The sequence below is a fragment of the Zongyangia sp. genome (assembly GCF_965361945.1).
This window is the reverse complement of sequence record NZ_CBDTOK010000107.1, coordinates 14,754-37,834: the sequence shown is the minus strand read 5'-3', so window position 1 is coordinate 37,834 and position 23,081 is coordinate 14,754. Positions and strand designations below refer to the sequence as shown.

The 23,081-nt window shown below is 46.0% G+C and carries 23 protein-coding genes, 1 tRNA gene, 1 riboswitch and 1 other annotated feature; of the genes, 9 read left to right on the top strand and 15 right to left on the bottom strand.

Going from position 1 to position 23,081, the window contains the following annotated elements; all coding sequences use genetic code 11:
* A tRNA-Leu gene (locus ACZ25G_RS07305) sits at positions 1-85 on the top strand.
* 135 nt (positions 86-220) lie between these two features.
* On the opposite strand, the gene ACZ25G_RS07300 is transcribed toward ACZ25G_RS07305, so the two are convergent.
* The gene (locus ACZ25G_RS07300; protein WP_463682011.1) at positions 221-877 is read right to left on the bottom strand and encodes a Crp/Fnr family transcriptional regulator; all 657 of its coding nucleotides are present in this window, start codon (positions 875-877) and stop codon (positions 221-223) included.
* Between the two features lie 94 nt (positions 878-971).
* Between ACZ25G_RS07300 and ACZ25G_RS07295 the strand changes: the two genes are divergently transcribed.
* Positions 972-1,673, top strand: coding sequence for an ATP-binding protein (locus ACZ25G_RS07295; RefSeq protein WP_463682010.1), 702 nt, complete (start codon positions 972-974; stop codon positions 1,671-1,673).
* Positions 1,674-1,823: 150 nt separating this feature from the next.
* Here ACZ25G_RS07295 and ACZ25G_RS07290 read toward each other — a convergent pair whose 3' ends face one another.
* From ACZ25G_RS07290 to ACZ25G_RS07260, 7 genes are all read right to left on the bottom strand, one after another.
* Positions 1,824-3,194 carry a sensor histidine kinase gene (locus ACZ25G_RS07290; RefSeq protein ID WP_463682009.1) on the bottom strand — a complete coding sequence of 457 codons (1,371 nt, stop codon included), beginning with the start codon at positions 3,192-3,194 and terminating at the stop codon, positions 1,824-1,826.
* The gene (locus ACZ25G_RS07285; RefSeq protein ID WP_342681457.1) at positions 3,191-3,868 is read right to left on the bottom strand and encodes a response regulator transcription factor; all 678 of its coding nucleotides are present in this window, start codon (positions 3,866-3,868) and stop codon (positions 3,191-3,193) included. Before ACZ25G_RS07285 ends, ACZ25G_RS07290 begins: the two co-directional genes overlap by 4 nt.
* Positions 3,869-3,985: 117 nt before the next feature.
* The gene (locus tag ACZ25G_RS07280) at positions 3,986-4,888 is read right to left on the bottom strand and encodes a PepSY domain-containing protein (protein WP_463682008.1); all 903 of its coding nucleotides are present in this window, start codon (positions 4,886-4,888) and stop codon (positions 3,986-3,988) included.
* A gap of 154 nt (positions 4,889-5,042) precedes the next feature.
* Positions 5,043-5,957, bottom strand: coding sequence for a DNA/RNA non-specific endonuclease (locus ACZ25G_RS07275; RefSeq protein ID WP_463682007.1), 915 nt, complete (start codon positions 5,955-5,957; stop codon positions 5,043-5,045).
* Positions 5,954-6,361 (bottom strand): ribonuclease Z, encoded by a 408-nt coding sequence (locus ACZ25G_RS07270; RefSeq protein ID WP_463682006.1) that lies wholly within the window; start codon positions 6,359-6,361, stop codon positions 5,954-5,956. The genes ACZ25G_RS07275 and ACZ25G_RS07270 overlap by 4 nt, the downstream gene beginning before the upstream one ends.
* A 193-nt stretch (positions 6,362-6,554) precedes the next feature.
* Positions 6,555-8,441, bottom strand: coding sequence for a heavy metal translocating P-type ATPase (locus ACZ25G_RS07265; protein WP_463682005.1), 1,887 nt, complete (start codon positions 8,439-8,441; stop codon positions 6,555-6,557).
* 36 nt (positions 8,442-8,477) lie between these two features.
* Positions 8,478-8,696, bottom strand: coding sequence for a cation transporter (locus tag ACZ25G_RS07260; RefSeq protein WP_191482727.1), 219 nt, complete (start codon positions 8,694-8,696; stop codon positions 8,478-8,480).
* Between the two features lie 350 nt (positions 8,697-9,046).
* Here ACZ25G_RS07260 and ACZ25G_RS07255 point away from each other — a divergent pair, with 350 nt between their 5' ends.
* From ACZ25G_RS07255 to ACZ25G_RS07245, 3 genes are read left to right on the top strand one after another with little or no spacing between them, the layout of a single operon-like run.
* The gene (locus ACZ25G_RS07255; protein WP_191482726.1) at positions 9,047-9,409 is read left to right on the top strand and encodes a winged helix-turn-helix transcriptional regulator; all 363 of its coding nucleotides are present in this window, start codon (positions 9,047-9,049) and stop codon (positions 9,407-9,409) included.
* 51 nt (positions 9,410-9,460) lie between these two features.
* Positions 9,461-9,856: an ArsR/SmtB family transcription factor gene (locus tag ACZ25G_RS07250; RefSeq protein ID WP_463682004.1), complete on the top strand. Its 396-nt coding sequence runs from the start codon at positions 9,461-9,463 to the stop codon at positions 9,854-9,856.
* Complete coding sequence (locus ACZ25G_RS07245; RefSeq protein WP_463682003.1) at positions 9,853-10,860, top strand: helix-turn-helix transcriptional regulator; 1,008 nt, start codon at positions 9,853-9,855, stop codon at positions 10,858-10,860. Before ACZ25G_RS07250 ends, ACZ25G_RS07245 begins: the two co-directional genes overlap by 4 nt.
* A gap of 83 nt (positions 10,861-10,943) precedes the next feature.
* Here ACZ25G_RS07245 and queA read toward each other — a convergent pair whose 3' ends face one another.
* On the bottom strand, positions 10,944-11,969 hold the full coding sequence (gene queA / locus ACZ25G_RS07240) for a tRNA preQ1(34) S-adenosylmethionine ribosyltransferase-isomerase QueA (RefSeq protein ID WP_463682002.1): 1,026 nt from the start codon (positions 11,967-11,969) through the stop codon (positions 10,944-10,946).
* Positions 11,970-12,061: 92 nt separating this feature from the next.
* Positions 12,062-12,242: riboswitch (Lysine riboswitch) on the top strand.
* 131 nt (positions 12,243-12,373) lie between these two features.
* Here queA and asd point away from each other — a divergent pair.
* The 4 genes from asd (at position 12,374) to ACZ25G_RS07220 (ending at position 15,707) form a co-directional block, all read left to right on the top strand.
* On the top strand, positions 12,374-13,450 hold the full coding sequence (gene asd, locus ACZ25G_RS07235; RefSeq protein WP_463682001.1) for an aspartate-semialdehyde dehydrogenase: 1,077 nt from the start codon (positions 12,374-12,376) through the stop codon (positions 13,448-13,450).
* A 64-nt stretch (positions 13,451-13,514) separates the two neighbouring features.
* Complete coding sequence (dapA, locus tag ACZ25G_RS07230; RefSeq protein WP_191509935.1) at positions 13,515-14,405, top strand: 4-hydroxy-tetrahydrodipicolinate synthase; 891 nt, start codon at positions 13,515-13,517, stop codon at positions 14,403-14,405.
* 31 nt (positions 14,406-14,436) lie between these two features.
* Positions 14,437-15,186, top strand: coding sequence for a 4-hydroxy-tetrahydrodipicolinate reductase (gene dapB / locus ACZ25G_RS07225; RefSeq protein ID WP_191509936.1), 750 nt, complete (start codon positions 14,437-14,439; stop codon positions 15,184-15,186).
* Between the two features lie 50 nt (positions 15,187-15,236).
* Positions 15,237-15,707, top strand: a complete 471-nt coding sequence (locus ACZ25G_RS07220) for an ACT domain-containing protein (protein ID WP_191509937.1) — start codon at positions 15,237-15,239, stop codon at positions 15,705-15,707.
* 78 nt (positions 15,708-15,785) lie between these two features.
* Here ACZ25G_RS07220 and tyrS read toward each other — a convergent pair whose 3' ends face one another.
* From tyrS to dxs, 6 genes are all read right to left on the bottom strand, one after another.
* On the bottom strand, positions 15,786-17,009 hold the full coding sequence (gene tyrS, locus ACZ25G_RS07215) for a tyrosine--tRNA ligase (protein ID WP_463682000.1): 1,224 nt from the start codon (positions 17,007-17,009) through the stop codon (positions 15,786-15,788).
* A 63-nt stretch (positions 17,010-17,072) separates the two neighbouring features.
* Positions 17,073-17,313: a binding site (T-box leader), on the bottom strand.
* A 29-nt stretch (positions 17,314-17,342) separates the two neighbouring features.
* A complete protein-coding gene (gene recN, locus ACZ25G_RS07210) occupies positions 17,343-19,022 on the bottom strand; it encodes a DNA repair protein RecN (protein WP_463681999.1) in 1,680 nt (559 codons plus the stop codon).
* 7 nt (positions 19,023-19,029) lie between these two features.
* Entirely contained in the window at positions 19,030-19,485 is a 456-nt protein-coding gene (locus ACZ25G_RS07205; RefSeq protein ID WP_191509940.1) for an arginine repressor, read from the bottom strand.
* A gap of 47 nt (positions 19,486-19,532) precedes the next feature.
* Entirely contained in the window at positions 19,533-20,387 is an 855-nt protein-coding gene (locus tag ACZ25G_RS07200; RefSeq protein WP_463681998.1) for an NAD(+)/NADH kinase, read from the bottom strand.
* 23 nt (positions 20,388-20,410) lie between these two features.
* Complete coding sequence (locus tag ACZ25G_RS07195) at positions 20,411-21,217, bottom strand: TlyA family RNA methyltransferase (protein WP_463681997.1); 807 nt, start codon at positions 21,215-21,217, stop codon at positions 20,411-20,413.
* A complete protein-coding gene (gene dxs / locus ACZ25G_RS07190; protein WP_463681996.1) occupies positions 21,214-23,073 on the bottom strand; it encodes a 1-deoxy-D-xylulose-5-phosphate synthase in 1,860 nt (619 codons plus the stop codon). Before dxs ends, ACZ25G_RS07195 begins: the two co-directional genes overlap by 4 nt.
* Positions 23,074-23,081 lie beyond the last annotated feature (8 nt).

Here is a 23,081-nt window from a genome sequence, read left to right as displayed (position 1 = left end):
GCGAGCGTGCTGGAATCGGCAGACAGGCACGTTTGAGGGGCGTGTGTCTTATGGCGTGTGGGTTCAAGTCCCATCGCTCGCACCAAGTAATAAACCGCATGATTAAGCTGTTTGTAGCTTGACCGTGCGGTTTTTGCTTTTCTCCATTTTCTTTTATTACGACACTTATAGCTCATTAATTCTCTATAACAAAGTTATTTAAAAGGAAAAGTTGAAAAGGCTATAATATAACAAAATTATTTTTATGAAAATTAATCTTTCCCTCTTTTTTTAATTTACTCAATTCTGCAGACATGGCACTTCGCTCTACCCCCAAATAGTCGGCAAGTTCCTGGCGATTGTATGGAATCCGGAAAGAGGCGGTGCCTTTATGTTTCGCCTCAGAAAGCAGATATGCCATCAACTTTTCCTTGGTGGTGCGCTTGGAAATCAATTCAATTTTCCGACTTAAAATCAGGTTTTTTGAGGCAACTACATAGAGAAGATTGTGTACCAGCTGATTATGAAATTCGTCGGCTTCCTGTGGCGCAATAATCTGCTCGCAGCGAATCAGCATAATTTCACTTTCACATACCGCAACTACGCTCACCGGCAGCGCCTCTACCCCTGCGCAGGCAAATGCCTCACCAAATAACTGGGAAGGTTCAATCTGAGCAACCAGATTTCGGTTGCCGTAATAGTCCTCCTTGACCACCTGCACCTGCCCCGAGAGGACAATGCCAATTTCTTTGGCGGGATCTCCTTCAAAGAATACCTGCTGACCTTTTGCAAATTGCTGTCTTTTTACCCCCAGATTTTGAAGCATCACAAGAAGCCTATTCGGATCAATATTCTCAAATAAAGAACATCTCTGTAGAATTTCCAGATATTTTTTCATTTTTCTCCTCATTTCGTTGGATTTCCAACATATTTTATTCTCCTATTTTAGTATAATCCAATCAGAAAGTCCAGAAACATGGAGGAAACAGAATATGTTGAGAAAAATTATAAAAATCGATGAAGAAAAATGCAATGGCTGCGGTGCATGCGCTGCAGCATGCCATGAGGGTGCTATTGCTATGGTGGACGGCAAGGCAAAACTCATGCGCGAAGATTACTGTGATGGATTAGGAGATTGCCTTCCTGCCTGCCCCACCCACGCCATCTCCTTTGAGGAAAGGGAGGCTCCTGCCTATAACGAGGCCGCCGTTCAGGCGAATAAGCAACGGATGGCCAATCCCACCCTTCCCTGCGGCTGTCCCGGCACACAGTCTAAGACCATCCATCATCAAGAGTCTCCTCGGAATGTAGGTGTCGCTGCTCCTGTAACAAGTCAGTTATCCCAGTGGCCGGTACAGATCAAATTGGTTCCCGTTAATGCGCCCTATTTTCACAATGCCAATCTGCTTGTTGCCGCGGATTGCACTGCCTATGCGTACGGGAATTTCCACCAGGACTTTATCAGAAACAAGATCACGCTCATTGGCTGTCCGAAGCTGGATGAAGGCGACTACGCTGAAAAACTTACTCAGATCATTGCGAATAACGACATTAAAAGCGTCACCGTGGTACGCATGGAAGTTCCCTGCTGCGGCGGCATCGAAACTGCTGTAAAAAGCGCTCTGAAAGCCAGCGAAAAAATGATTCCCTGGCAGGTTGTTACTATCTCCACCGACGGCAGGATTCTCGACTAATTTGTTGTAATTTTCTATCACTTGCAGTAACATGTACCAAATCAAATAACGAGCAACTTTTAAGTGGCATAAACGGCGCCGCGGAAAAATCCGCGGCGCCGTTCGCATTTTCTTATTGTGCTATTTCAATTTCTTTACCCGATTCTAATATTATCGGGAATTACCCTGTGGCAGGGCAGGAAAAACACAGATAAATTCTGTACCCTGGCCAAGTTCGCTTTCCACAGAAATTTGGCCATGATGGGCTTCTACAATCCACTTGACCATAGAAAGCCCCAATCCGCTGCTTGCCGAATTTCTGGACGGATCCACCTGATAAAATCGTTCCCAAATATGGGGCAATGCATCAGAAGGAATTCCTATTCCGTCATCTTTGACACTCATTTTTATATTTTCTCCCGCTTTTTGCAGCGAAATCCAAATATGTCCGCCTTTCTTCCCATAACAAATGGCGTTTTGTAGTAGATTGCTCCATAGCCGTATCATCAGCGTCTGATCTGCCATGAGATAAAGTCCTTTTTCGATGTCTGCTTCCAGGGATATTTCTGCTTCTGCGGCGATGTCTTTCCATTCATCGGCAGCCATTTCGCAAAGTTCACTGAAGTCAAGCGCTTCCAAATTCAACTTTTCTCTGCCCTGGTCCGCCCGGGAAAGCAGCAATAGCTGAGAAATCATATCAGACATGGACTTCACCTTTCGGTAGATCACTTCCACCTCTTTATATCTCTCTTCATCCAGATGGCCGCCATTGAGCAGTTCTTCACACTGCATTAAAACAACACTGATTGGAGTCCTCAGCTCATGGGCAACATCGCTGGTAAACTGCTTTTCCCGTTTAACCCCTGCCTCTATGGTATCTAACAGCTCGTCAAACGTTTTTGCCATGGTATAGATCTCATCACTCCCCGAGCCCAAACGGATTCTCTTGGAAAGATCCCGCTCTTTTTGGATTTTTTGCACCGTTTTGGTGATTTGGGAAACCGGAAGCAATGCCCGCCGGCTTAAAAGATAACCACACACTGCGGTTAACAAAATCAGCACTGGAAATAAAATGAGCGCCAGGTAAACTGTATACCGGAAATCCCGTTCGGCATCGGTGATGGAAACAATTCCTCTCACCACTAATGGATGATAGTTTTCTATAGGAAAGGTCATATCCAGGACATAATAGTCCGTAGCGCCAGAAGATATCGTCCGAATCCTGCCATTTTCAAAGGGCAGGTCATAGGAAAAGCCATAGGGTATCTTGCCATACAGCAGCTCGGTGCTTCCCTCCTCATAGACAGACAGATAAACGCCGCTGTCCAATTCCATCAGATCGGAGTCAAATTCCAAGCGGCCATTCTCATACTCGATATCCTCCATGGATTTGGATACCCGCTCTTCCAGGGTATTCTGGACATTGGACAGAATCTCATTGGAACTGATGGAGAAAAGCAAGCTGAACATAATACACATTACCAAAATCATCAGTCCGGTATGCAGCAGCACAAGCCTTGTTTTCAGCGACATCTTTCTCATGGCTTTTCATCTCTCAATACATATCCATGGCCCCTGACCGTATGGATTAGTTTTTGTTCATGTCCCTCGTCAATTTTCTTCCGCAGATACCGAATATATACATCAATCACATTAGAGCCACCTGAAAAATCATAGTCCCACACATGCTGCTCCAGTTTATCTCGGCTCAGGACAATACCGGCATTCTGCATCATATAGCGCAGCAGTGAATATTCCTTGGAGGAAAGCTGGATTTCCTTCTCTCCGCGGAAAACCTGTCGAGTATCCAGATGCAGGGATAAATCTCCGACCTTTAGAATCGTAGCTTTCTCTGTCATGGGTTTGCGCAAAAGGACACGGAGCCGCGCCAACAACTCCTCAAAGGCAAACGGTTTGACCAGATAGTCGTCTGCCCCCGCATCCAGACCAGTAACACGGTCTTCAATGCTATCTTTTGCGGTCAGAAGAAGCACAGGGACGGCATTGTGCTGCGCTCGCAGCTGGCGGAGGACTGTAATCCCATCCATCTTTGGCATCATGATGTCTAAAATCAGAGCGTCATATTCCGCTCCCATAAGATAGTCAAATACCTCCTCCCCATCAAAGCAGGAATCAACGCTGTAATCAGCCTCTTTCAACCTCTTCTTAAGCAGGCTGTTGAGGTCGCGTTCATCTTCTGCAACCAAAATTCGCATCATTCTTCCCCACTTTCCTGTTCTGGCACAGCATATCTACCTTGGAAATTGCCCATCCGCAGCAAGCTATTGATAGCTTGCTGCGGATGGTTTTTCTGGTATTACACGACAGAACCACTAATCTTTATAATCAACACTCCACTCGATGAAGTTTCCAGTAGAAGCATCAATCTCAAACTCGTATTCTATCCAGTTATAGTAAATTTCCCCTTCATAGATCTGCCGTCCGTCATCATGGTCCAAATGAATGCGGATATTGCTTGCCGTAGCACCGCTGACCCTTGACAACGCTAGTTCCTGTGCCTGCTCCAGGGAAATGATCGACCCGTTGCTTCCAGCGCCACTCTGGGGAGTATAATTTTCAATATCATAATCGCATTTTACAATTGCCCCACTATCTTTGGCGATCTCATAATCGTATTCTGTACCATTGGCATAAAATTCTATTTCATAGACGGCCCGACCATCGTCATAGTCTTCCTGCACACGGATAAACTGTGCGTCGGATTCCTGAACACCAGCATCCTCTAAAGCAATGGTCTTTGCCTGATCTTGGGTGATTGCGGAGGCGGTACCTGCGCTACTGTTAGTCTCCCCATTTGTCTGCGAAGAAGTTGAGCCTGCGGATTCAGCTCCCACATTCGATGAAGCAGATTGAGAAGAGCCGCTTCCGTTCTGAGTATCATCTGTATTGGAGGCAGAAAGGACCTCATAAGAAGAATTGATGATTTCTCCCGAGTTTCTCAGCACATCATAGTCATAGCTTCGATCTTTGGTTGTAAAATCGATGTCATAAATATCTGCGCCGTTTTCTTTGTCTTTGCTGATTTTAAGGGACAAGACATCGGATTCCGCGATTCCTGCATCAGAAAAAACAATGGCCTTGGCTTCTTGTTCTGTAATTTCAGCGGCAGACCGCGCTTGATGGGATAGTCCAATGGCAAGCGCCGTTCCGCATCCCACTACAAGTACCACTATTACTGCAACAATGGTGACCACCTTTGTATTTAACTTTTTCAAAAAATCCAATTTCATAGTCGCTACCTTCTTTCTGTCTTTCTCAAATTTATTTTTGACTGTATCTGAAGTATAGCCCTGAAAAATTAAAACTAGATTAAAATACTCTCTTTTTAGAAAATTTTTTGTGATGTGGCGTTTTATCAACATCCAGTCCTTATGGCTGGCAGTTTTGGCACGGTTCATAGCCCTGGGCAATCAGCTCATCTCTGGTTCCGGTAAATGTCTCTTTGTTTTTCTCCTTCATCGTTTCTACCGAAGGACAATCCATCCGATGGAATTTATGGGAACTGACATTGAGGATATAGGTCTGTTCTACCGCGGAGGATTGCTCTTCTGAATTCTCCGAAGAAGTAGTGGGCGCTGCATCACCAGCCCAACTCTCCCCTGTTTGATAATCAATGGTTACGCCGGGCTGATTGTTATAGACATAAACGTGAAAACAGACGCCATCTCCCTCATCTTCCACCGAAAGTGCTTCCATTTCAACTCCCTTTGCTACTAGGTCGTCCCCTTCAAAAACAGGCGTCACTCGGTACATCACGTGATTTCCCGTCTCTTTGATGTAGTCCGCCACCATATTTTCGAACGGCAGCATCCCCTCTACGTTCATATAGCGTGTGCCGGTAATCAGATTCTTTTCATTGGCGTTTTCTGCTGTCAGCTGAAAACCGATCAGATGGCAGCGGTTATAGAGGTACTTCCCATCCACAAAATCGTATTCAACACTTTGCCAGCCCGATGGCTTTATCTGGCTGATGCTCTCCCTATCTTCCGTGGGCATCAGTTCCTGCCCAACGCAGGCGTAAGCGACCCCGCACCTTCCCAGTGTATCTAATTCGCTATATGACTCAAACGCCTCCGTAGTTCTCTCCTCTTCGGAAAAGGAGGGCTGGTTTCCGTTGACTTCTACATAAGGCGAGCCGCTGAAATCTGGAATCTCATCCAGCGAAACAATGGATGTTGGCAGGGAACTTTCTTCTATTCCCGTAGGGCTATCCAGACCACATCCACTGAAGAGGATGACAAACACAAGCAAAACAGAGACAAGAGAAAGCATGCTTTTCTTCATCGTGTATAAATCTCCTTTGTTATCTTTTCATGTGAATATCCAGAAAACTCTTTTGTATCTTTTATCTTCCATCCATGATTCAGATCAATATCGAATGAAACATCTGCCGGATATACACGGTTCCACCTGTAAACTACCAGTGTCCCTATCTTCCCTTCAAAGGGATGTAAAGGTATATTCTCGATAAAGCAGAGGTCATTGTCTCCCGCACAGAAAAGAAGACGGTCATCTACAATGACGTCCTGCAGCTTTCCCTCAAAAAGCACAGTAGAAAAACTGCTGATCAAAAGCCTTCTGCCTTTGCTATCCTCCAGGATGTCCTCTATGACTCTACGATCTCGGCTCTGCCTTCGGTGATTGAAAAGCATGCCGTTTCTGTCATCCAGACACACAATAATTTCCATCGGAACTTCTCCCATCTGACCATAGATTCTACTGTATTATACCACATTTCGAGAGCAAAGAGATCATCTCCGACAATCTGAAGTTCTCTTTTCAATATAGTCTAATGCCTTATCATAAAGGAAAAGCCATCGGATATCCGATGGCTTTTCCTTTATGATCTATTTTTATTGATTCTGGCCTTATATTTACCGACTATAAATTCTTTACAAACAAGGCCCTGATTGCGTTGAGGACGGCCAAAATCATGACGCCAACATCCGCAAAGATAGCAACCCACATATTGGCAATGCCAAACGCTCCCAATGCCAGGCAGATCAGTTTAATGCCGATGGCAAACACTATATTTTGATAAACGATCCGCAAACATTTACGAGAAATCCGGATCGCTTTGGAAATTTTCATGGGATCGTCATCCATCAAGACTACATCTGCAGCCTCAATGGCCGCGTCAGACCCCATGGCACCCATAGCGATGCCGATATCCGCCCGGCGCAAAACCGGTGCATCGTTGATGCCATCTCCCACAAAGGCCAGTTTTTCCTTTTCTGGCTTTTGTTTTAGCAGCGTCTCCACCTTTTCTACCTTCCCAGCGGGAAGCAATTCGCTGTATACCTCATCCAGTCCCAGGGTTTTGGCCACCTGGTCTGCTACCTTGCGAGTATCACCGGTGAGCATAACGGTCTTTTTCACCCCCGCTTCCTTGAGAGCGTGAATCGCCTCCTGCGCACGGGGCTTGATAACATCAGAAATGACGATATGGCCGGCATACTGTCCGCGGATCGCCATATGAATAATGGTACCCACAGAGTGGCAGGGAATATAGGAAATCCCCAGCCGATTCATCAATTTGTCATTGCCAGCGGCAACCTCTACCCCATCCACCTTGGCGATGACCCCATTACCGCTGATCTCCTGAATATCGGTAACCCGCGACCGATCCAGGGGCTTTCCGTAGGCTCTTTGCAGGCTTTTACTGATGGGATGGGATGATGCGCTCTCAGCCAAGGCGGCATACTCAACTAGCTTTTCATTTTCAAGCTCATTGTGGTGAATGCCGTTGACCTCAAATACACCCTGGGTCAAGGTGCCCGTCTTATCGAATACTACAATTTTGGTCTGGGAAAGGGTTTCCAGATAATTAGAGCCTTTGACCAACACTCCGGCCTTACTAGCTCCACCAATACCGGCAAAAAAGCTCAATGGTATGCTAATCACAAGGGCGCATGGGCAGCTGATAACCAGGAAGGTCAGTGCGCGATAGATCCACACATGCCACTGTGCTGTAAGCCCCAATACAATCATGCGAACTAAGGGGGGCAGAATGGCCAGCGCCAATGCCGCAATACAAACCGCAGGGGTGTATATCCGAGCAAATTTAGAGATAAAATCCTCTGATTTTGACTTTCGAGAACTGGCGTTTTCAACCAGGTCTAGAATCTTGGAAACTGTGGACTCTCCAAATTCTTTGGTGGTTCTAATTTTCAACACGCCTGTCATGTTGATACAGCCGCTGATGACTTTGTCTCCATCTTTCACATCCCGGGGCAGACTTTCACCTGTCAGAGCACTGGTATTTAGACTGGAGAGTCCTTCCATTACGACGCCGTCAATAGGAACCTTCTCTCCCGGCTGCACCACAATGACACTGCCAATTTCCACCTCGTCCGGGTCTACCTTTTCCAGTTTTCCGTCACGTTCAATGTTGGCATAGTCTGGTCGGATGTCCATCAAATCACTGATATTACGCCGGCTCTTGCCCACCGCATAACTTTGAAACCATTCCCCCACTTGATAAAAAAGCATGACGGCGATGGCCTCGGTATAGTCACCGCTTTGATCGTAAACAGCTAAAGCAATGGCACCAATGGTCGCAATAGCCATCAAGAAATTCTCATCAAAGATTTGACGATTTTTTATGCCCTTTGCGGCTTTTAACAGGATATCATACCCGATAATAAAATAAGGAATCAAATATAGGGCAAATCGCAGAATACCTGTCACCGGAATAAAGTACAGGGCAATCAGAATAACTGCCGCTGTAATAATACGTACCAGCATCTTTTTTTGCTTTTTGCTCATATTCTCTCCTCCTATATGTTTCTTTTCTATTTCCTATTAAAGATAGATTTCACAGTCGTCCTCTACCCTTTTGCAGTTTTTGCGTACTTCCTGCATTACGGCCTTAGGATCCTGGCCCTCATCAAATTCCACATTCATCTTTAGGGTCATAAAGTTTACCACCGCATTTTTCACACCGTGAGTACGTCGTGCAGCATCTTCCATTTTATTGGCACAATTGGCACAGTCTACCTCAATTTTGTATGTCTTTTTCATCTGTAAAACCCCTTTCCAGTGCTCTTCATAAATATTAAAAGATTGCTTAATCGTTTATCTATATAATAGACGCTATGTATCTATCTGTCAATGCCGTAACGAGATGTCCTTCTAATTGGATTAAAAGTGTTTCCATTTGGGCCAATTGGTTACTGTCCTGTAGACTTTCCTTTCCAGCCAAAGATAGTGATTCATATGCTGTTTGTAGCCCACTAACAAAAGTCAACCTTTTCAGGGCTTGTATTCTTAGGGCGTTAATATTATAATAAATCTGTAGGGACAATTTATTCCATAAGTCTTATTTTGAAATATAGTTACTAAAATATACTATTAGAAAAGGAGTGGACAAAATGGTTGAAACAGCGATAAAAAAAGAGCTTCCATCCTGCCCAGTAGAAACTACATTAACACTGATCAGCGACAAATGGAAAGTTCTCATTTTGCGGGATTTGATGCCGGGGACCAAGCGGTTTGGAGAGCTGAAAAAGTCTATCGGCCATGTGAGTCAAAAAGTTCTCACTGCACAGCTGCGGCAGATGGAGGAAAGTGGCCTGCTCATCCGAAAGGTCTATGCTGAGGTTCCTCCCCGAGTAGAATACACATTAACAGAACTAGGCTATAGCCTTAAGCCTGTTCTTGACGCTATGTGGAACTGGGGAGAAGAGTATAAAGCTCAGCAGACAACGGAACAAAATAAGACAATAAGAAATTGAAAACTAAAAGAGCTACGTTTTATCTATTTCAAGTAAAAGGAGGATCTCTCAATGCAACAGTGTTCATTGCCGCACGATCACGGACAACTAATTGAGCAGAATTTAGATCATATGCCTAAAACAGAGGATTTTCAAATTGTTGCTGATATTTTTAAACAGCTCTGTGATGGAAGCCGTATCCGAATTTTTTGGTTACTGTGTCACTGTGAAGAGTGTGTTATCAATCTATCCTCCCTTGTTGACATGAACAGTCCTGCGGTTTCCCATCATTTGCGGCAGCTGAAAAACAGCGGGTTAATTGTCAGTCGGAGGGATGGAAAAGAAGTATATTATAAGGCTGCCGATACAAAACAAGTACAGCTACTCCATCAAATGATCGAAAAAATGGTGGAGATCTCCTGTCCATCAACATCACATTCGTCAAATTCCCAAGGCGGTGAAGCATGAGAGAAGATGATTACCTCGCCATTGCTGACGCGCTAAAGGATATAGCAGAGGGCTCCTTTGCAATGAAAGAAGGCAACAGTCTAGAAAAATTCCAGGAGCCTTTGGAGGGAGAATTACAGACTCACACCACTGGCAAGGGTAGGATCCTGTGTTTTGGGGTTTATCCTGGAATTCAAGTTTCTTTCCATCAATATTTGGCGGACAAGGTACAATTTCACCATAAAGCTATCCATTCCATCCTTGAGGTCAGCCACTGTAGAAAAGGACGCATCGGTTGGAATATGCGCAATCATATTTCCGTCTATCTGGGCGCGGGAGATTTATGCCTGCGTACCATGGATTGCTGCGCAGATTCTGAAATGTCCCTTCCCCTTGGATACTATGAGGGTCTCTCCTTTTCTCTGGATCTCAAAGTGTTACAGAATGACTGTCCGCAAATTGTCAGGGAAGCAAATATCGATATTCAAAGACTCCACCAAAAATTCTGTGAAAAAGGTACGCCGGTTGCTATTCCCTCTAGTAACATCATTGAGGGTATCTTTGATGTTCTTTATGAGCTTTCCCCTACCCTTCTCCTCCCATATTATAAACTAAAGGCGCAGGAGCTCCTTTTATATTTAAGCCAGTGGGAGCCCTCAGAAGGAAAAGAGGTAATCCCATATGCTTCGCAACAGACAGAATTAATGAAAGAAATTCATGACTTTCTTGTGGAACATTTAGAACATCGTTTTACTATAGAAGAAATATCTAAGAAATATCTCATCAATACCTCTTCGCTTAAATCTGCCTTTAAGGCTGTTTATGGTTATCCCATTGCTACCTATATGAAGGAATTCAGGATTCGGCAGGCAATGAAATTGCTGCAAACCACCAATGACAGTATTGCCGTAATCTCTGAAAAGGTAGGTTATGAAACTCAGGGAAAATTCACCAAAGCTTTTAAAGAAACCGTAGGAATACTTCCCACAGAATACCGCAAGGCAAATATAAAATCGGAACGGTAACAGTCCGCCACTACACAGATTATCTAAAAAGGGGAACTTCTATTACAACAGAAGTTCCCCTTTTTCACATCCATAAACGCCGATTATATAATGAGCATTGCGTCCCCAAAGCTAAAAAATCTGTATTTTTCTCTCACCGCTTCTTCATACGCCTTCATCACATGATCGTAACCGGCAAAAGCGGAAACCAGCATAATCAAGGTGCTTTCCGGTAGATGGAAATTAGTGATTAGCCCGTCGATTGCCTGAAAAGTATAGCCTGGATATATAAATATATCGGTAGAGCCTGAGCATTCTTTAAAATCGCCGTATTTTTGTGCCACCGATTCTAAGGTGCGGCAGCTAGTTGTCCCCACGGCAATGACTCTGTTTCCTGCTTCTTTTGCCTCCCGGATTAGACGAGCTGTGGCCTCGGGCATATAGTAGCGTTCCGAATGCATTTTATGTTCTTCAATATTCTCCACCTTTACCGGACGGAAGGTACCAAGACCCACATGAAGTGTTACATATCCAATCTTAATTCCCCGCTCTGTCAGTGCCTTCATGAGGTCCTTTGTAAAATGAAGCCCTGCTGTAGGCGCTGCCGCTGAACCGACCTCCTTGGAATAGACTGTCTGATAACGTTCCTTATCTTGGAGCTTTTCCTTTATATAAGGGGGCAGCGGCATCTGTCCGATGTGGTCAATAACATCGTAAAAATTCCCCTCATGGGTGAAGCGGATTAAACGGTTGCCACCTTCTAGTACATCTACGATTTCTCCTCGCAGGATACCGTCTCCGAAGACGAGCATATGTCCAGGTTTGGCCTTTTTCCCAGGGCGCACCAGCACTTCCCACAAATCTATCTGCTTCTGTTCCAGCAAGACAACTTCGATATGAGCGCCAGTATCCTCCCTATCACCATAAAGACGGGCGGGCAGCACTCGGGAATCGTTGACAATCAACACGTCCCCGGCCTTCAAAAGGTCAGGCAGGTCATAAAAATGATGGTGGGAAAGCTCCCCCGAAAAACGATCCAAATGGAGAAGGCGGGAATGGTCCCTTGGCTCTATGGGGGTCTGTGCGATTAGTTCAGGCGGAAGATCAAAAAAGAAATCCGATTTTTTCATTTGATTTATCCTCTTTCAACAAAATTATGAAAATGAACACAAATAGTTTGACATCAATTTGTGCAGATGGTAATATAGATAAAAAGAATATGCCCAGGGATAGAGGTGCATCTTTAAAAAGTATGTAAGAGCGAGACTGCCAAGGTCGCTTGAGCGATTACAGAAAGGTAAAGTTGCCGAAGGCGGACAGTGTCGGCAGCTGTCTGACCTGGTTGCTTAGTCGAACAGGCTGGTGACTGTCATCATGCAATATGATGAAGAGCTATCGTTTTTTCTCCATCAGGGAAAAGAGCGTCAATGTCTCTATTATATTGTATTAAAAGCCGGTTTTCAACCGGTTTTTTTCATATCCCCAAGTATTCCCCTGATATTATTTTGATAGACTGGAAGGAGTCAAGAACAAAATGAAGCAATATCGTGTTGCAGTTGTCGGAGCGACCGGCATGGTTGGCCAAAGATTTATCACATTGTTGGCAGATCACCCCTGGTTTAAACTTACCGCTCTGGCTGCTTCTCCCCGTTCCGCGGGCAAAACATACGAAGAGGCTGTTGGTAACCGTTGGGCCATGGCTGCCCCTATGCCAGAAGTGGCAAAAAAAATGGTAGTATTGGATGCTTCTCATGTAGAAGAGGTTGCCGCATTGGTTGACTTTGTTTTCTGTGCTGTGGACATGAAAAAGGATGAAATCCGCGCACTGGAGGAGGCTTATGCCAAAGCGGAGTGCCCTGTGGTATCCAATAACTCTGCCCATCGCTTTACCCCCGATGTTCCTATGGTTATTCCGGAGATCAACGATGCTCACCTGGAGGTCATCCCCGCCCAAAGAAAGCGCTTAGGAACTAAAAAAGGCTTTGTGGCGGTCAAATCCAATTGTTCGCTTCAAAGCTACGTTCCAGCTCTTCATCCTCTCATGGAATTTGGTTTAAATAAAGCATTGGTTTGCACTTATCAAGCAATTTCCGGTGCCGGTAAGACCTTTGCCACCTGGCCGGAGATGGTAGACAATGTCATCCCCTATATCGGCGGCGAAGAGGAAAAAAGCGAACAGGAGCCTCTGAAAATTTGGGGCAAAGTGGAAGACGGAAAGATTGTTCCCGTTTCTTCCCCTTCCATTACGGCTCAGTGTATCCGGGTTCCCGTTTCTGATGGGCATCTGGCCGCATGTTTCATGAGTTTCGATAAGAAGCCTTCCATCGAACAAATCAAAGAAAAGTGGGCCACTTATTCCGGAACTCCTCAGGCTCTTAACCTTCCCAGCGCTCCCAAACAGTTTCTCCATTATTTCGAGGAAGCAGATCGCCCTCAGACTAGGTCCGAACGTAATCTGGAAAATGGCATGGCGGTTTCTATTGGCCGTTTGCGGGAAGATACCCAGTACGACTATAAATTTGTCTGTATCTCCCACAATACCCTCCGAGGTGCCGCTGGGGGAGCTGTACTCTTGGCCGAGCTGTTGGCTGCAAAGGGATATTTTGACTAGTAAAATGATACATATGAAGTAATAAGAACCGCTTTCAGTATGCGTTAGAATGGAGGAAATTACAATGAAAAAGACAATTTTCACCGGTGCTGGTGTCGCCATCATTACCCCAATGAACGAAGATGATTCCATTAACTATGAACTGCTGGGCCAGCTCATTGATTTTCAGATCGACAACGGCACCGACGCCATTATCATCTGCGGTACCACCGGAGAATCCTCGACCATGACTGACGAGGAACATGTGGAAGCTATCCGCTTTGCAGTGAAAAAGACAGCGGGCAGGGTCCCTGTCATTGCGGGTGCCGGAAGCAACCACACTTCCTATGCTCAGTGGATGAGCAAACAGGCAAAAGATGCAGGAGCCGATGCCCTGCTTCATGTCACTCCTTATTATAACAAGACCTCTCAAGCCGGCCTTGTGAAGCATTTTATGACTTTGGCTGATACCACCGATCTTCCGGTGATTCTCTACAACGTTCCCAGCAGAACGGGCTGCAACATTACACCGGCTACCTATAAAGAGCTGTCAAAGCATCCCAACATTGTAGCTACCAAAGAGGCGAATGGCAATCTTTCCGCCATACTGGAAACCAGATATCTCTGCGGGGAAGACCTGGATATTTATTCTGGAAATGATGACCAAATCGTTCCCATCCTCTCCCTGGGCGGGAAGGGCGTTATCTCTGTTCTTTCTAATGTCATGCCCAAGGAAGCCCATGATATTTGCCAGCTCTTCTTCGACGGCAAGGTAGCGGAAAGTGCCGCGCTACAAACCAAGCTTTGTGGCCTCATTCAGGCTCTGTTCTGCGATGTAAACCCCATTCCCGTCAAAGAGGCCGTCTCCCTCATGGGATACGCAGCAGGTCCCTGCCGCTTGCCTTTGGTCGGCCTAAACGACGCCAATAAGGCCCGTCTGCGCGGTGAAATGGAAAAATTCGGCCTGGTAAAATAGAAAAAGGCTGAAATATAAGGGGAAGTTAAAAATGAAACAGATTATTCTTTCCGGTTGTAATGGGAAAATGGGGCATGTTATCTCAGATATTGTCATGGGACGGGATGACTGTACCATTGTCGCAGGATTTGATCTCAATACCCAGCGGCAATACGATTATCCTGTTTATGCCAAGCCATCAGAATATACCGGCGGTGGAGACGTAATTATCGATTTTTCCCATCCCTCCCTGCTTACCGCTCTGCTGGATTACGCAGAGGAAAAGAAAATCCCCATCGTCCTCGCCACCACTGGATACAGCAAAGCTCAACTTGAAGAAATCCATGCCGCGGCTCAGCGTCTTCCGGTATTCTTCTCCGCCAATATGTCTTTGGGCATTAATCTCATGGTAGAGCTTGCTAAAAAAGCCGCGTCTGTTTTGGGCGGGTCTTTCGATATCGAAATCATTGAAAAGCATCATAATCAAAAGATCGATGCTCCCAGCGGGACTGCGCTGATGATTGCTGACGCGGTCTCCGGTGTGCTGAGTGAGAAGCCGCAATATGTTTACGACCGCCACAGCCAACGGAAAAAACGCGACAAAAACGAAATTGGCATTCATGCTATTCGCGGCGGAACGATTGTGGGAGAACACGACATCATGTTTGCTGGTCGGGATGAAATACTCACCATTTCCCATACTGCTATGTCCAAAGAGGTGTTCGCTTCCGGAGCGGTAAATGCGGCCGTCTTTATGTGTGGCAAAGCACCCGGACTTTATAACATGAAAGATATGGTGTAAATTTAAGGTGGTAAGCGATTGCCTTGCCATCAATGAAGGAGGATGTTCTCATGAATGGAGTGCAACAAATTACTGCTGTCCACGATATCGCGCTGATTACCTTTAACAAAGCGCCTGCTAAGTTGGACTTTATTGCGCACATTTTTACGGCTTTTTCAGCGGGGCACATCAATATCGATATGATTTCCCAGACGCCGCCTCAAGGCGAATTCGTCAATCTGTCTTTCACTGTAGAGGATAAAGATCTTGCCTCTGCTCTTTCCATCATCACCAAGATCAGAGAGGATTATCCTTCTATCAAGCCTATGGTCAGCAGTGGAAACTGTAAGATTTCCCTGTTCGGCGAAGAAATGAGAGAGCAGTATGGTGTCGCCGCGGCGGCAATTGCTGCGGTGGCGAAAGCCGACACCGAGATCCTTGTCATTACCACCTCGGAAATTGATATCTCTTTTCTTTTTACCGAAGCCAATTATCATGATGCCCTGATTGCTTTGGAAGAGGAATTTCAGGTAAAAGAATAAAAGAGAAAAGCCGCCTTAATTGGCGGCTTTTTCTTTCCATAAAAGGGACCGAAAGCTAAGCTTTCGGTTCCTTTTCACTTAAAATGTTACCTTGTGGAACACCTTTTTACCTTTTTTCAAAATGAACTTTCCATTTTGAATAGTAGAAGCGTCGATGGTCATCATAGGATCGCTGACCTTCTCTTCCCCGATAGAAATTCCGCCCTGGGTGATGAGGCGTCTGCCTTCTCCTTTGGATTTTACAAGTCCGCATTTGACCAGCAGATCGGTAATACTGATCTTTCCATCGGTAAAGTCATCGGCTGTGACAACGGTGGTCGGCATGTTGGCGTCATCGCTTCCCGCCGAGAATAGGGCCTTGGCAGCAGCCAGAGCTTTGTCCGCTTCTTCTTTTCCATGAACGAGCTTGGTCACCTCATAGGCCAAAATCTCTTTCGCCTTGTTGAGCTGACTTCCTTCCCAATGCTCCATGGCCTCAATCTCTTCAATGGGAACAAAGGTGATTAGCTTAAGGCAGTTAATCACATCCCCGTCGTCTACATTTCTCCAATACTGGAAAAAGTCATAAGGGGAAGTTTTCTCTGCATCAAGCCAGACGGCGCCCTTTTCCGTCTTACCCATCTTTTTGCCTTCTTTGGTGGTGAGGAGGGTGAAGGTCATTCCATAGACCTCCTCCCCTTTGACCCGGCGTACCAGATCCACACCATTGATGATATTCGACCACTGATCGTCGCCGCCCAACTCCATCGTGCAGTTTTCGTCCTCAAATAAGCGGAGGAAGTCATAACTCTGCATCAGCATGTAGTTAAATTCCAGGAAGCTGAGGCCTCTTTCCAGGCGGGTCTTAAAGCACTCCGCTGTCAGCATCCGGTTGACAGAAAAGTGGACTCCAACGTCTCTGAGAAAGTCAATGTAGTTGAGTTTGAGCAACCAGTCGCCATTTCGCAGCATCTTTGCCTTTCCTTCGGAGAAGTCTATAAACCGGGACATCTGCCGCTGGAAGCATTCTGCATTATGATTGATTTCTTCCTTGGTCAGCATCTTTCTCATATCGCTTTTACCGGTCGGATCACCTACCATGGTGGTTCCAGTCCCTAAAAGAGCAATAGGCTGATGCCCCGCCTTCTGCAGATGTGCCATGACCATCAGCTGCAAAAAGTGGCCGACATGGAGGCTGTCTGCAGTCGCATCGAAACCAATGTAAAAGGTTACCTTCTCATTGTCCAGTTTTTCTTTAATTTTTTCCTCATTTGTCATCTGAGCAATGAGCCCGCGGCGTTTTAATTCCTCAAATACTGTCATCGTTCTACTCCTTTTTTCTTTTTTCTCTCGGGCATAAAAAAACCTCTATACGGCAATCACCGTATAGAGGACGTTATCAAACGTGGTACCACCTCTGTTTACCCCTTCCTCACGAAAAAGGGCCTCATCGGGTACAAATATACCCTAACGCTGTAACGGGCGTACCCGACGCAAAGCCTACTTCACCATTTCAGCCGGTAGCTCAGGGATGTATTCACGCCGCTCCTTTTCTCCCCTTCTCACCAAACCAGGGGCTCTCTTTGCAAAACAGACACGGGCTACTTGTTCCCATCAAAGCCGATGAACACATTATAGAGAAACTCGAAGCGTTTGTCAACACCCCTCGTCACTTTTTGCGCGTCGAAGCATTTCTTCCGCATTCTGCAAGGATAGCTCTGAAACATCCACACCGCTCATAATCCGGGCAATCTCCCGTACACGTCCCGGATGATCGAGCTCGGTGACCTGGGTAAAGGTATGATCGTCCTTTACCTGCTTCTGGATCAAAAGATGGTGATCGCACAAGGCAGCGATCTGGGCCAAGTGGGTAACGCAGATCACCTGCCGTCCTTTAGACACCTGCCGCAGCTTCCGCCCGATCTTTTCCGCTGCGCTACCGCTGACTCCTGTATCCACCTCATCAAATATAAGAGTGGGCACATCATCCTTGTCAGAAATCACATTTTTAATGCTCAGCATAATGCGGGAAAGCTCTCCCCCCGACGCAATCTTCGCAATGGGCTTAGGAGGCTCTCCTGGGTTGGTGGAGATCATAAACTCCACATCATCCAGCCCCTTTGCTCCCAATTTGCAGGGTAGAATGGAGATGGTGAATTTGACTGACGGCATGTCCAGGAAGCTAAGTTCCCCCTCAACCTGCTTTTCAAAACGCCGTGCCGCAGCTTTCCGCTCTTTGGAAAGCTGATCGGCTAAATTCTTCGCCTGAAGAAGCATCTCCTTGTAGGATTGATTCAGAGATTCTTTCTTTTCATCTGAAAGGGTGATCTTCTCCAGTTGCTTTTTATATAAAGAGAGATTTTGTAGAATTTCTTCAATATCTCCGCCATATTTCCGCTTGAGACGATAGATCAGATCTAGTCGGGCCTCAATCTCTTCCAACTCGCCTGGATCATATTCCATACCAAGGCGGGTATCATTGATTCCCATAAGAGAGTCTTCCAGCTCATATCCCATTTCCGTCAATTTAGAGGAAATAGGGATCAAAGTTTCTACATAGCGCGCCGCTTCTTCCAGCTCCGCCGCTGCATTTTGGATAAGCTCCAGCGCTCCTGTTCTTTCTTCTCCACCGGCAATCTGCTCATGAGCTTCGTCTAAGGACAGACAGATTTTTTCTGCATTGCGTATCATGTTGCGTCGGTCGGCCAGCTCTTCCTCTTCTCCTGGAACTAGCTCCGCCTGTTCAATCTCATTGATCTGGTATTCCAAAAGATCGATCTGCCGGGCTTTTTCCGCTTCGTCAACGTTCAGGCTGTTTAGTTCCCGTCTCATTGCAATCAGTTGAGAAAAGCAGTCTCGATAGCGGTCATAAAGTGTATCCAATTGAGCAAAGCTGTCCAGAAAGTCAATATGTTTCTCTTTATTGAGAAGGTACTGACTGTCATGCTGCCCATGGATATTGATCAGCGTATTGCCGATTTCCCGAAGCATGGTAACACCAATGGGACGGCCACATAATCTGCAAGTTCCCTTTCCATCCACCGAGATTTCCCGGGAAATCATCAATTCTCCCTCATCAGCTTCGTATCCCATCTGATCCAATAGCTCCAGCGTCGTAGTGGAAAGGCCGGAAAACACCGCCGTAATCTGGGCACGCGTCTCCCCCGTACGAACAAGATCCCGGGAAACACGCTGACCCAATACTGCATTGATGGAGTCAATGATAATGGACTTTCCTGCCCCGGTTTCTCCGGTAAAAACATTAAGTCCTTCTGAAAAACAAATATCTGTTTGCTTGATGACAGCGATATTTTTGATAAAAAGTTCCTTTAACATAACGGCCTCACCTGGCAATCAATTTTTTCAGCTCTCCCGCAAGCTCTACAGCACAAGCCTCGTCCCGCATGACAACCAGAAAGGTGTCATCACCGGAAATAGTTCCCACAATGCCGTTCCAATACATAGCATCCAGCGCAGCACAGGCAGCATTGGCCATGCCAGTATAGCATTTGACCACAATCAAATTCTGGGCATAATCTACCCGGTTGACCGATTCGGTAAAGATAGAGTGAAACTTGAAGGACATATCGGAAGCCTTGTCATGAGATGAAGTTGTGTATCTATATTTTCCATCATTGCCTAATGTTTTTACCAGGCGCAGCTCTTTGATATCCCGAGAAACTGTGGCCTGTGTGACATCAAACCCCATCTGCTTCAGACAACGGAGCAGTTCCTCCTGGGTATCAATAGCCTTTTCTGAAATCAGTTCCAGAATTTTAGCATGTCTTCTGGTTTTCATAAGAACCTCCTTTTCTGCACAGCAGCAAGATCGGCAAGTTTAAGGGATTATCTTGTTCTTCCCATAATTTTCTGGCTGAGGATTTCATAAAAATTCTTATCCGAAAAACTGATGAATTTGGCTGCCCGTGCTGCTTTTTTGACGGTGACCACGTCATCTGGTTCCAAAGAAACTTCTGTATCTCCATCAATGGATAGCCGTACTTTTGTACCGCCGTATGGGTTTTGGTGGATAGAAAGCACCTTGTCATCAGCGAAGGTAATGGATCGAGAAAAAAGAGAGTGGGGACAAATGGGAGTTAACAGGATGCAGGAGAGTTTGGGATCTACCACAGGTCCTCCCGCCGAAAGAGAATAGGCAGTGGAACCGGTAGGCGTGGCAAGGATCAATCCGTCGGCACGGTAGCCGCTGACAAGTTTATCCTGACACTTGACATCAACGTCAATCATCTTTGCCTGGGTTCCGTTGGAAACGATCGCATCATTCAGCGCGTAAAAAGTTCGTGTACCCTCCTTGGATTGGACGGAAACCTCCAGGACCATCCGCTGTTCAATCTGATAATTCCCGTCGACCAGTAATTTTAGCTTATCAAATTCATCCGCTTCAATCTGGGCAAGAAATCCCAGGCGTCCGGCATTGATTCCCAAGGTAAGCTTGTCCAAAAGCATGCCATGTTTCGCACTGTGAAGGATCGTACCATCCCCGCCGATGGCCAGGATAATGTCACAAGCACGCAAAGACCCGTCAAAGTCGCCATACCGTACGCCCGCAATGGGGAAAAGCGGCCGGAACTTTTCTTCCATCAAAATCTGAGCTCCCAAGCGCAAAAGCTGATGGGCGGCTCGATTGGTTAACTCCGTTGTATGTGCTTTTTCCAGATTCGGTATGATAAAAATGCGCATGAAATATTCCTTTCTCTCCAGAATTACACCAGTTGATTATGTGAGGCTGCCACAATTTTCTCTGGCGTAGTTTCTGCAAGATACTCCCCTTCATCTGCCTTTTGAAGACAGAGCAGATATTCGATATTCCCTTCTGGTCCCTTGATAGGGGAATAATCCAGATGCAGCACATTCCAGCCATGCTCTATACAAAATGCGGTAATATTCCGGAGCACCTCCAGGTGGACCTCCGGATCACGAACTACACCCTTTTTCCCTACTTTTCCCTTTCCCGCTTCAAATTGCGGTTTGACAAGGCATACAGCTTTACATTGATCTTTGAGAAATTGTCGGGCAACTGGAAGGATCAGTGTCAAGGAAATGAATGATACATCCACTGAAAAGAAGTCAATAGAATCTGTAATTTGATCCTGTGTCACATGTCGGAAATTGGTCCTTTCCAGATTGACAACTCGGGAATCGTTGCGCAGATTCCAGGCCAATTGTCCGTAACCTACATCAATAGCATATACCTTTTCAGCCCCATTTTGCAGCATGCAGTCAGTAAAGCCTCCCGTGGAGGCTCCAATGTCCATGCAGATAGAGCCATCTAAACACAGATCAAAGGCCTTGATTGCTTTTTCGAGCTTTAGGCCGCCTCTGCTCACATAACGCAGCCCACTTCCCCGGACTTCGATCTCGTCGCTTTCTTTCACGAGTTCTCCTGCTTTATCGTATTTCTGACCATTGACATAGACATTGCCTTCCATAATCAGGCTTTTGGCCCGCTCTCTGCTTTGGGCAAGCCCATGTCCAACAAGATAAACATCCAGCCTTATTTTTTCGTTCAATCTGATAACCCCTGTAATATAAATTTTTCAATAGAGGCTGCATCCAACCCCAAAGCCGCCAACGCCTGGGATACGCTGGCCTGTGGAACAAAGTCCTCAACTGCACGGATCCTGACCCTTGCTGTACTTCCACGACTGTGAAGTCTCGCAGACACATGTTCGCCAATGCACCCAGTCTTCATGGTTTCCTCCACAAAGAATATCTTTTCATAGCCTGCCATGATGTCGATACATTCTTCACTCAAGGGAAAGATTCGATTGAGCTTCATCACCGCAATGGGACATTGTGGACGAATCTGTGAGGTGGCCTCCCATACTTCTGTAAAGGTCCTGCCATAGGTAACCACTAGCACCTTGGCCTCCTCATGAAATAGCTCATATTCTCTGTACCGCTCAAAGGAAAACCCCTCCACTGTTCGTTCCTTCCCTCGTGGATATCGAATCGCACAGGGACCGTCGCAATCATCAATGCAATGGCGAAGCATGGCATCCAGCTCACGATAACTGTAGGGCGCGTATATCTCCATATGCGGGATAGAGGATAAAAAACTAATGTCAAACAGTCCTTGATGGGTCTCTCCATCATCGCCTACAACGCCGGCTCGGTCTACTCCAATGACTACATGCTGTTTTTCAATCGAAAGATCATGAACGATTTGATCATATCCCCGCTGTAAAAAGGAGGAATACACAGCAAAAACCGGAATCATTCCTCCAGCCGAAAGCCCGCCAGCAAAGGTGAGGGCATAACTTTCCGCAATTCCCACATCGAAAAAACGGGATGGAAAGCGAGCTGCAAACCTATCGAGACCGGTTCCATATTTCATGGCTGCCGTAATGGCGCATATCTTGTCATTGGTCTGCGCTAGCTGTGTCAGGCTCTCTCCAAAGGCGGTGGAAAAATTAACGCCAGGTTCGGCATCTGGATTCCCAGTTTTTACATTGAATTTTGATACGCCGTGATATGCGCCAGGGTTCTTTTCCGCAAAAAGATATCCTTTTCCTTTTTTTGTCTCCACATGGATCAGTACGGGCCGGGCCAGTTCCTTTGCCCGTTGGAGAACCTCACACAGATTCTTGATATTGTGTCCGTCTACTGGTCCTAAATAAGTAAATCCGAAATATTCAAACAATGTGGTTTTGTAAAGAGCCCGCTTGACTGCTTCTTTGGATCGGAAAACTGCATTGCGCAATTTGGGACCAACCACTGGAATAGATTTAAGTCCTCTTTCTACCCGATCTTTCGCGCGGAAATACTTGGGATTGGACCGAATTGTGGATAGATACCTTGCCAAAGCCCCAACATTATGGGAAATTGACATCTCGTTATCATTGAGGATTACAATAATCCGATCATCCCCACGAGCTGCATTGTTCAGACCTTCATAAGCAAGTCCTCCCGTCATAGCTCCATCCCCAATAACAGCCAATACATAGTTATGATTGCCTTTGAGGGTATTGGCTTTGGCGAGTCCAGTGGCAACTGCGATAGAGGTGCTGCTATGACCAGAGATAAAACTGTCATATTCACTTTCACACCGTTTAGGAAAACCTGAAATACCATCCTTTTTGCGGATGGTATCAAAACGTTCTTTCCGATGGGTGAGGATCTTGTGGGTGTAGCATTGATGCCCAACATCCCAGACAAATTGGTCGTTGGGGCAGTCAAATACCCGGTGCATGGCGACAGTTAATTCCACAACTCCCAGGTTGGAGGCTAAGTGACCACCGTTGCGAGAGATCACCTCAATGAGGCGAGATCTCAGTTCAGCACAGAGGAAATCTAGTTCCTGGAAACTTAATTTTTTAATATCCTCCGGACCATCTATCTGATTCAGAATTTTATAATCTGACATAGATTTAA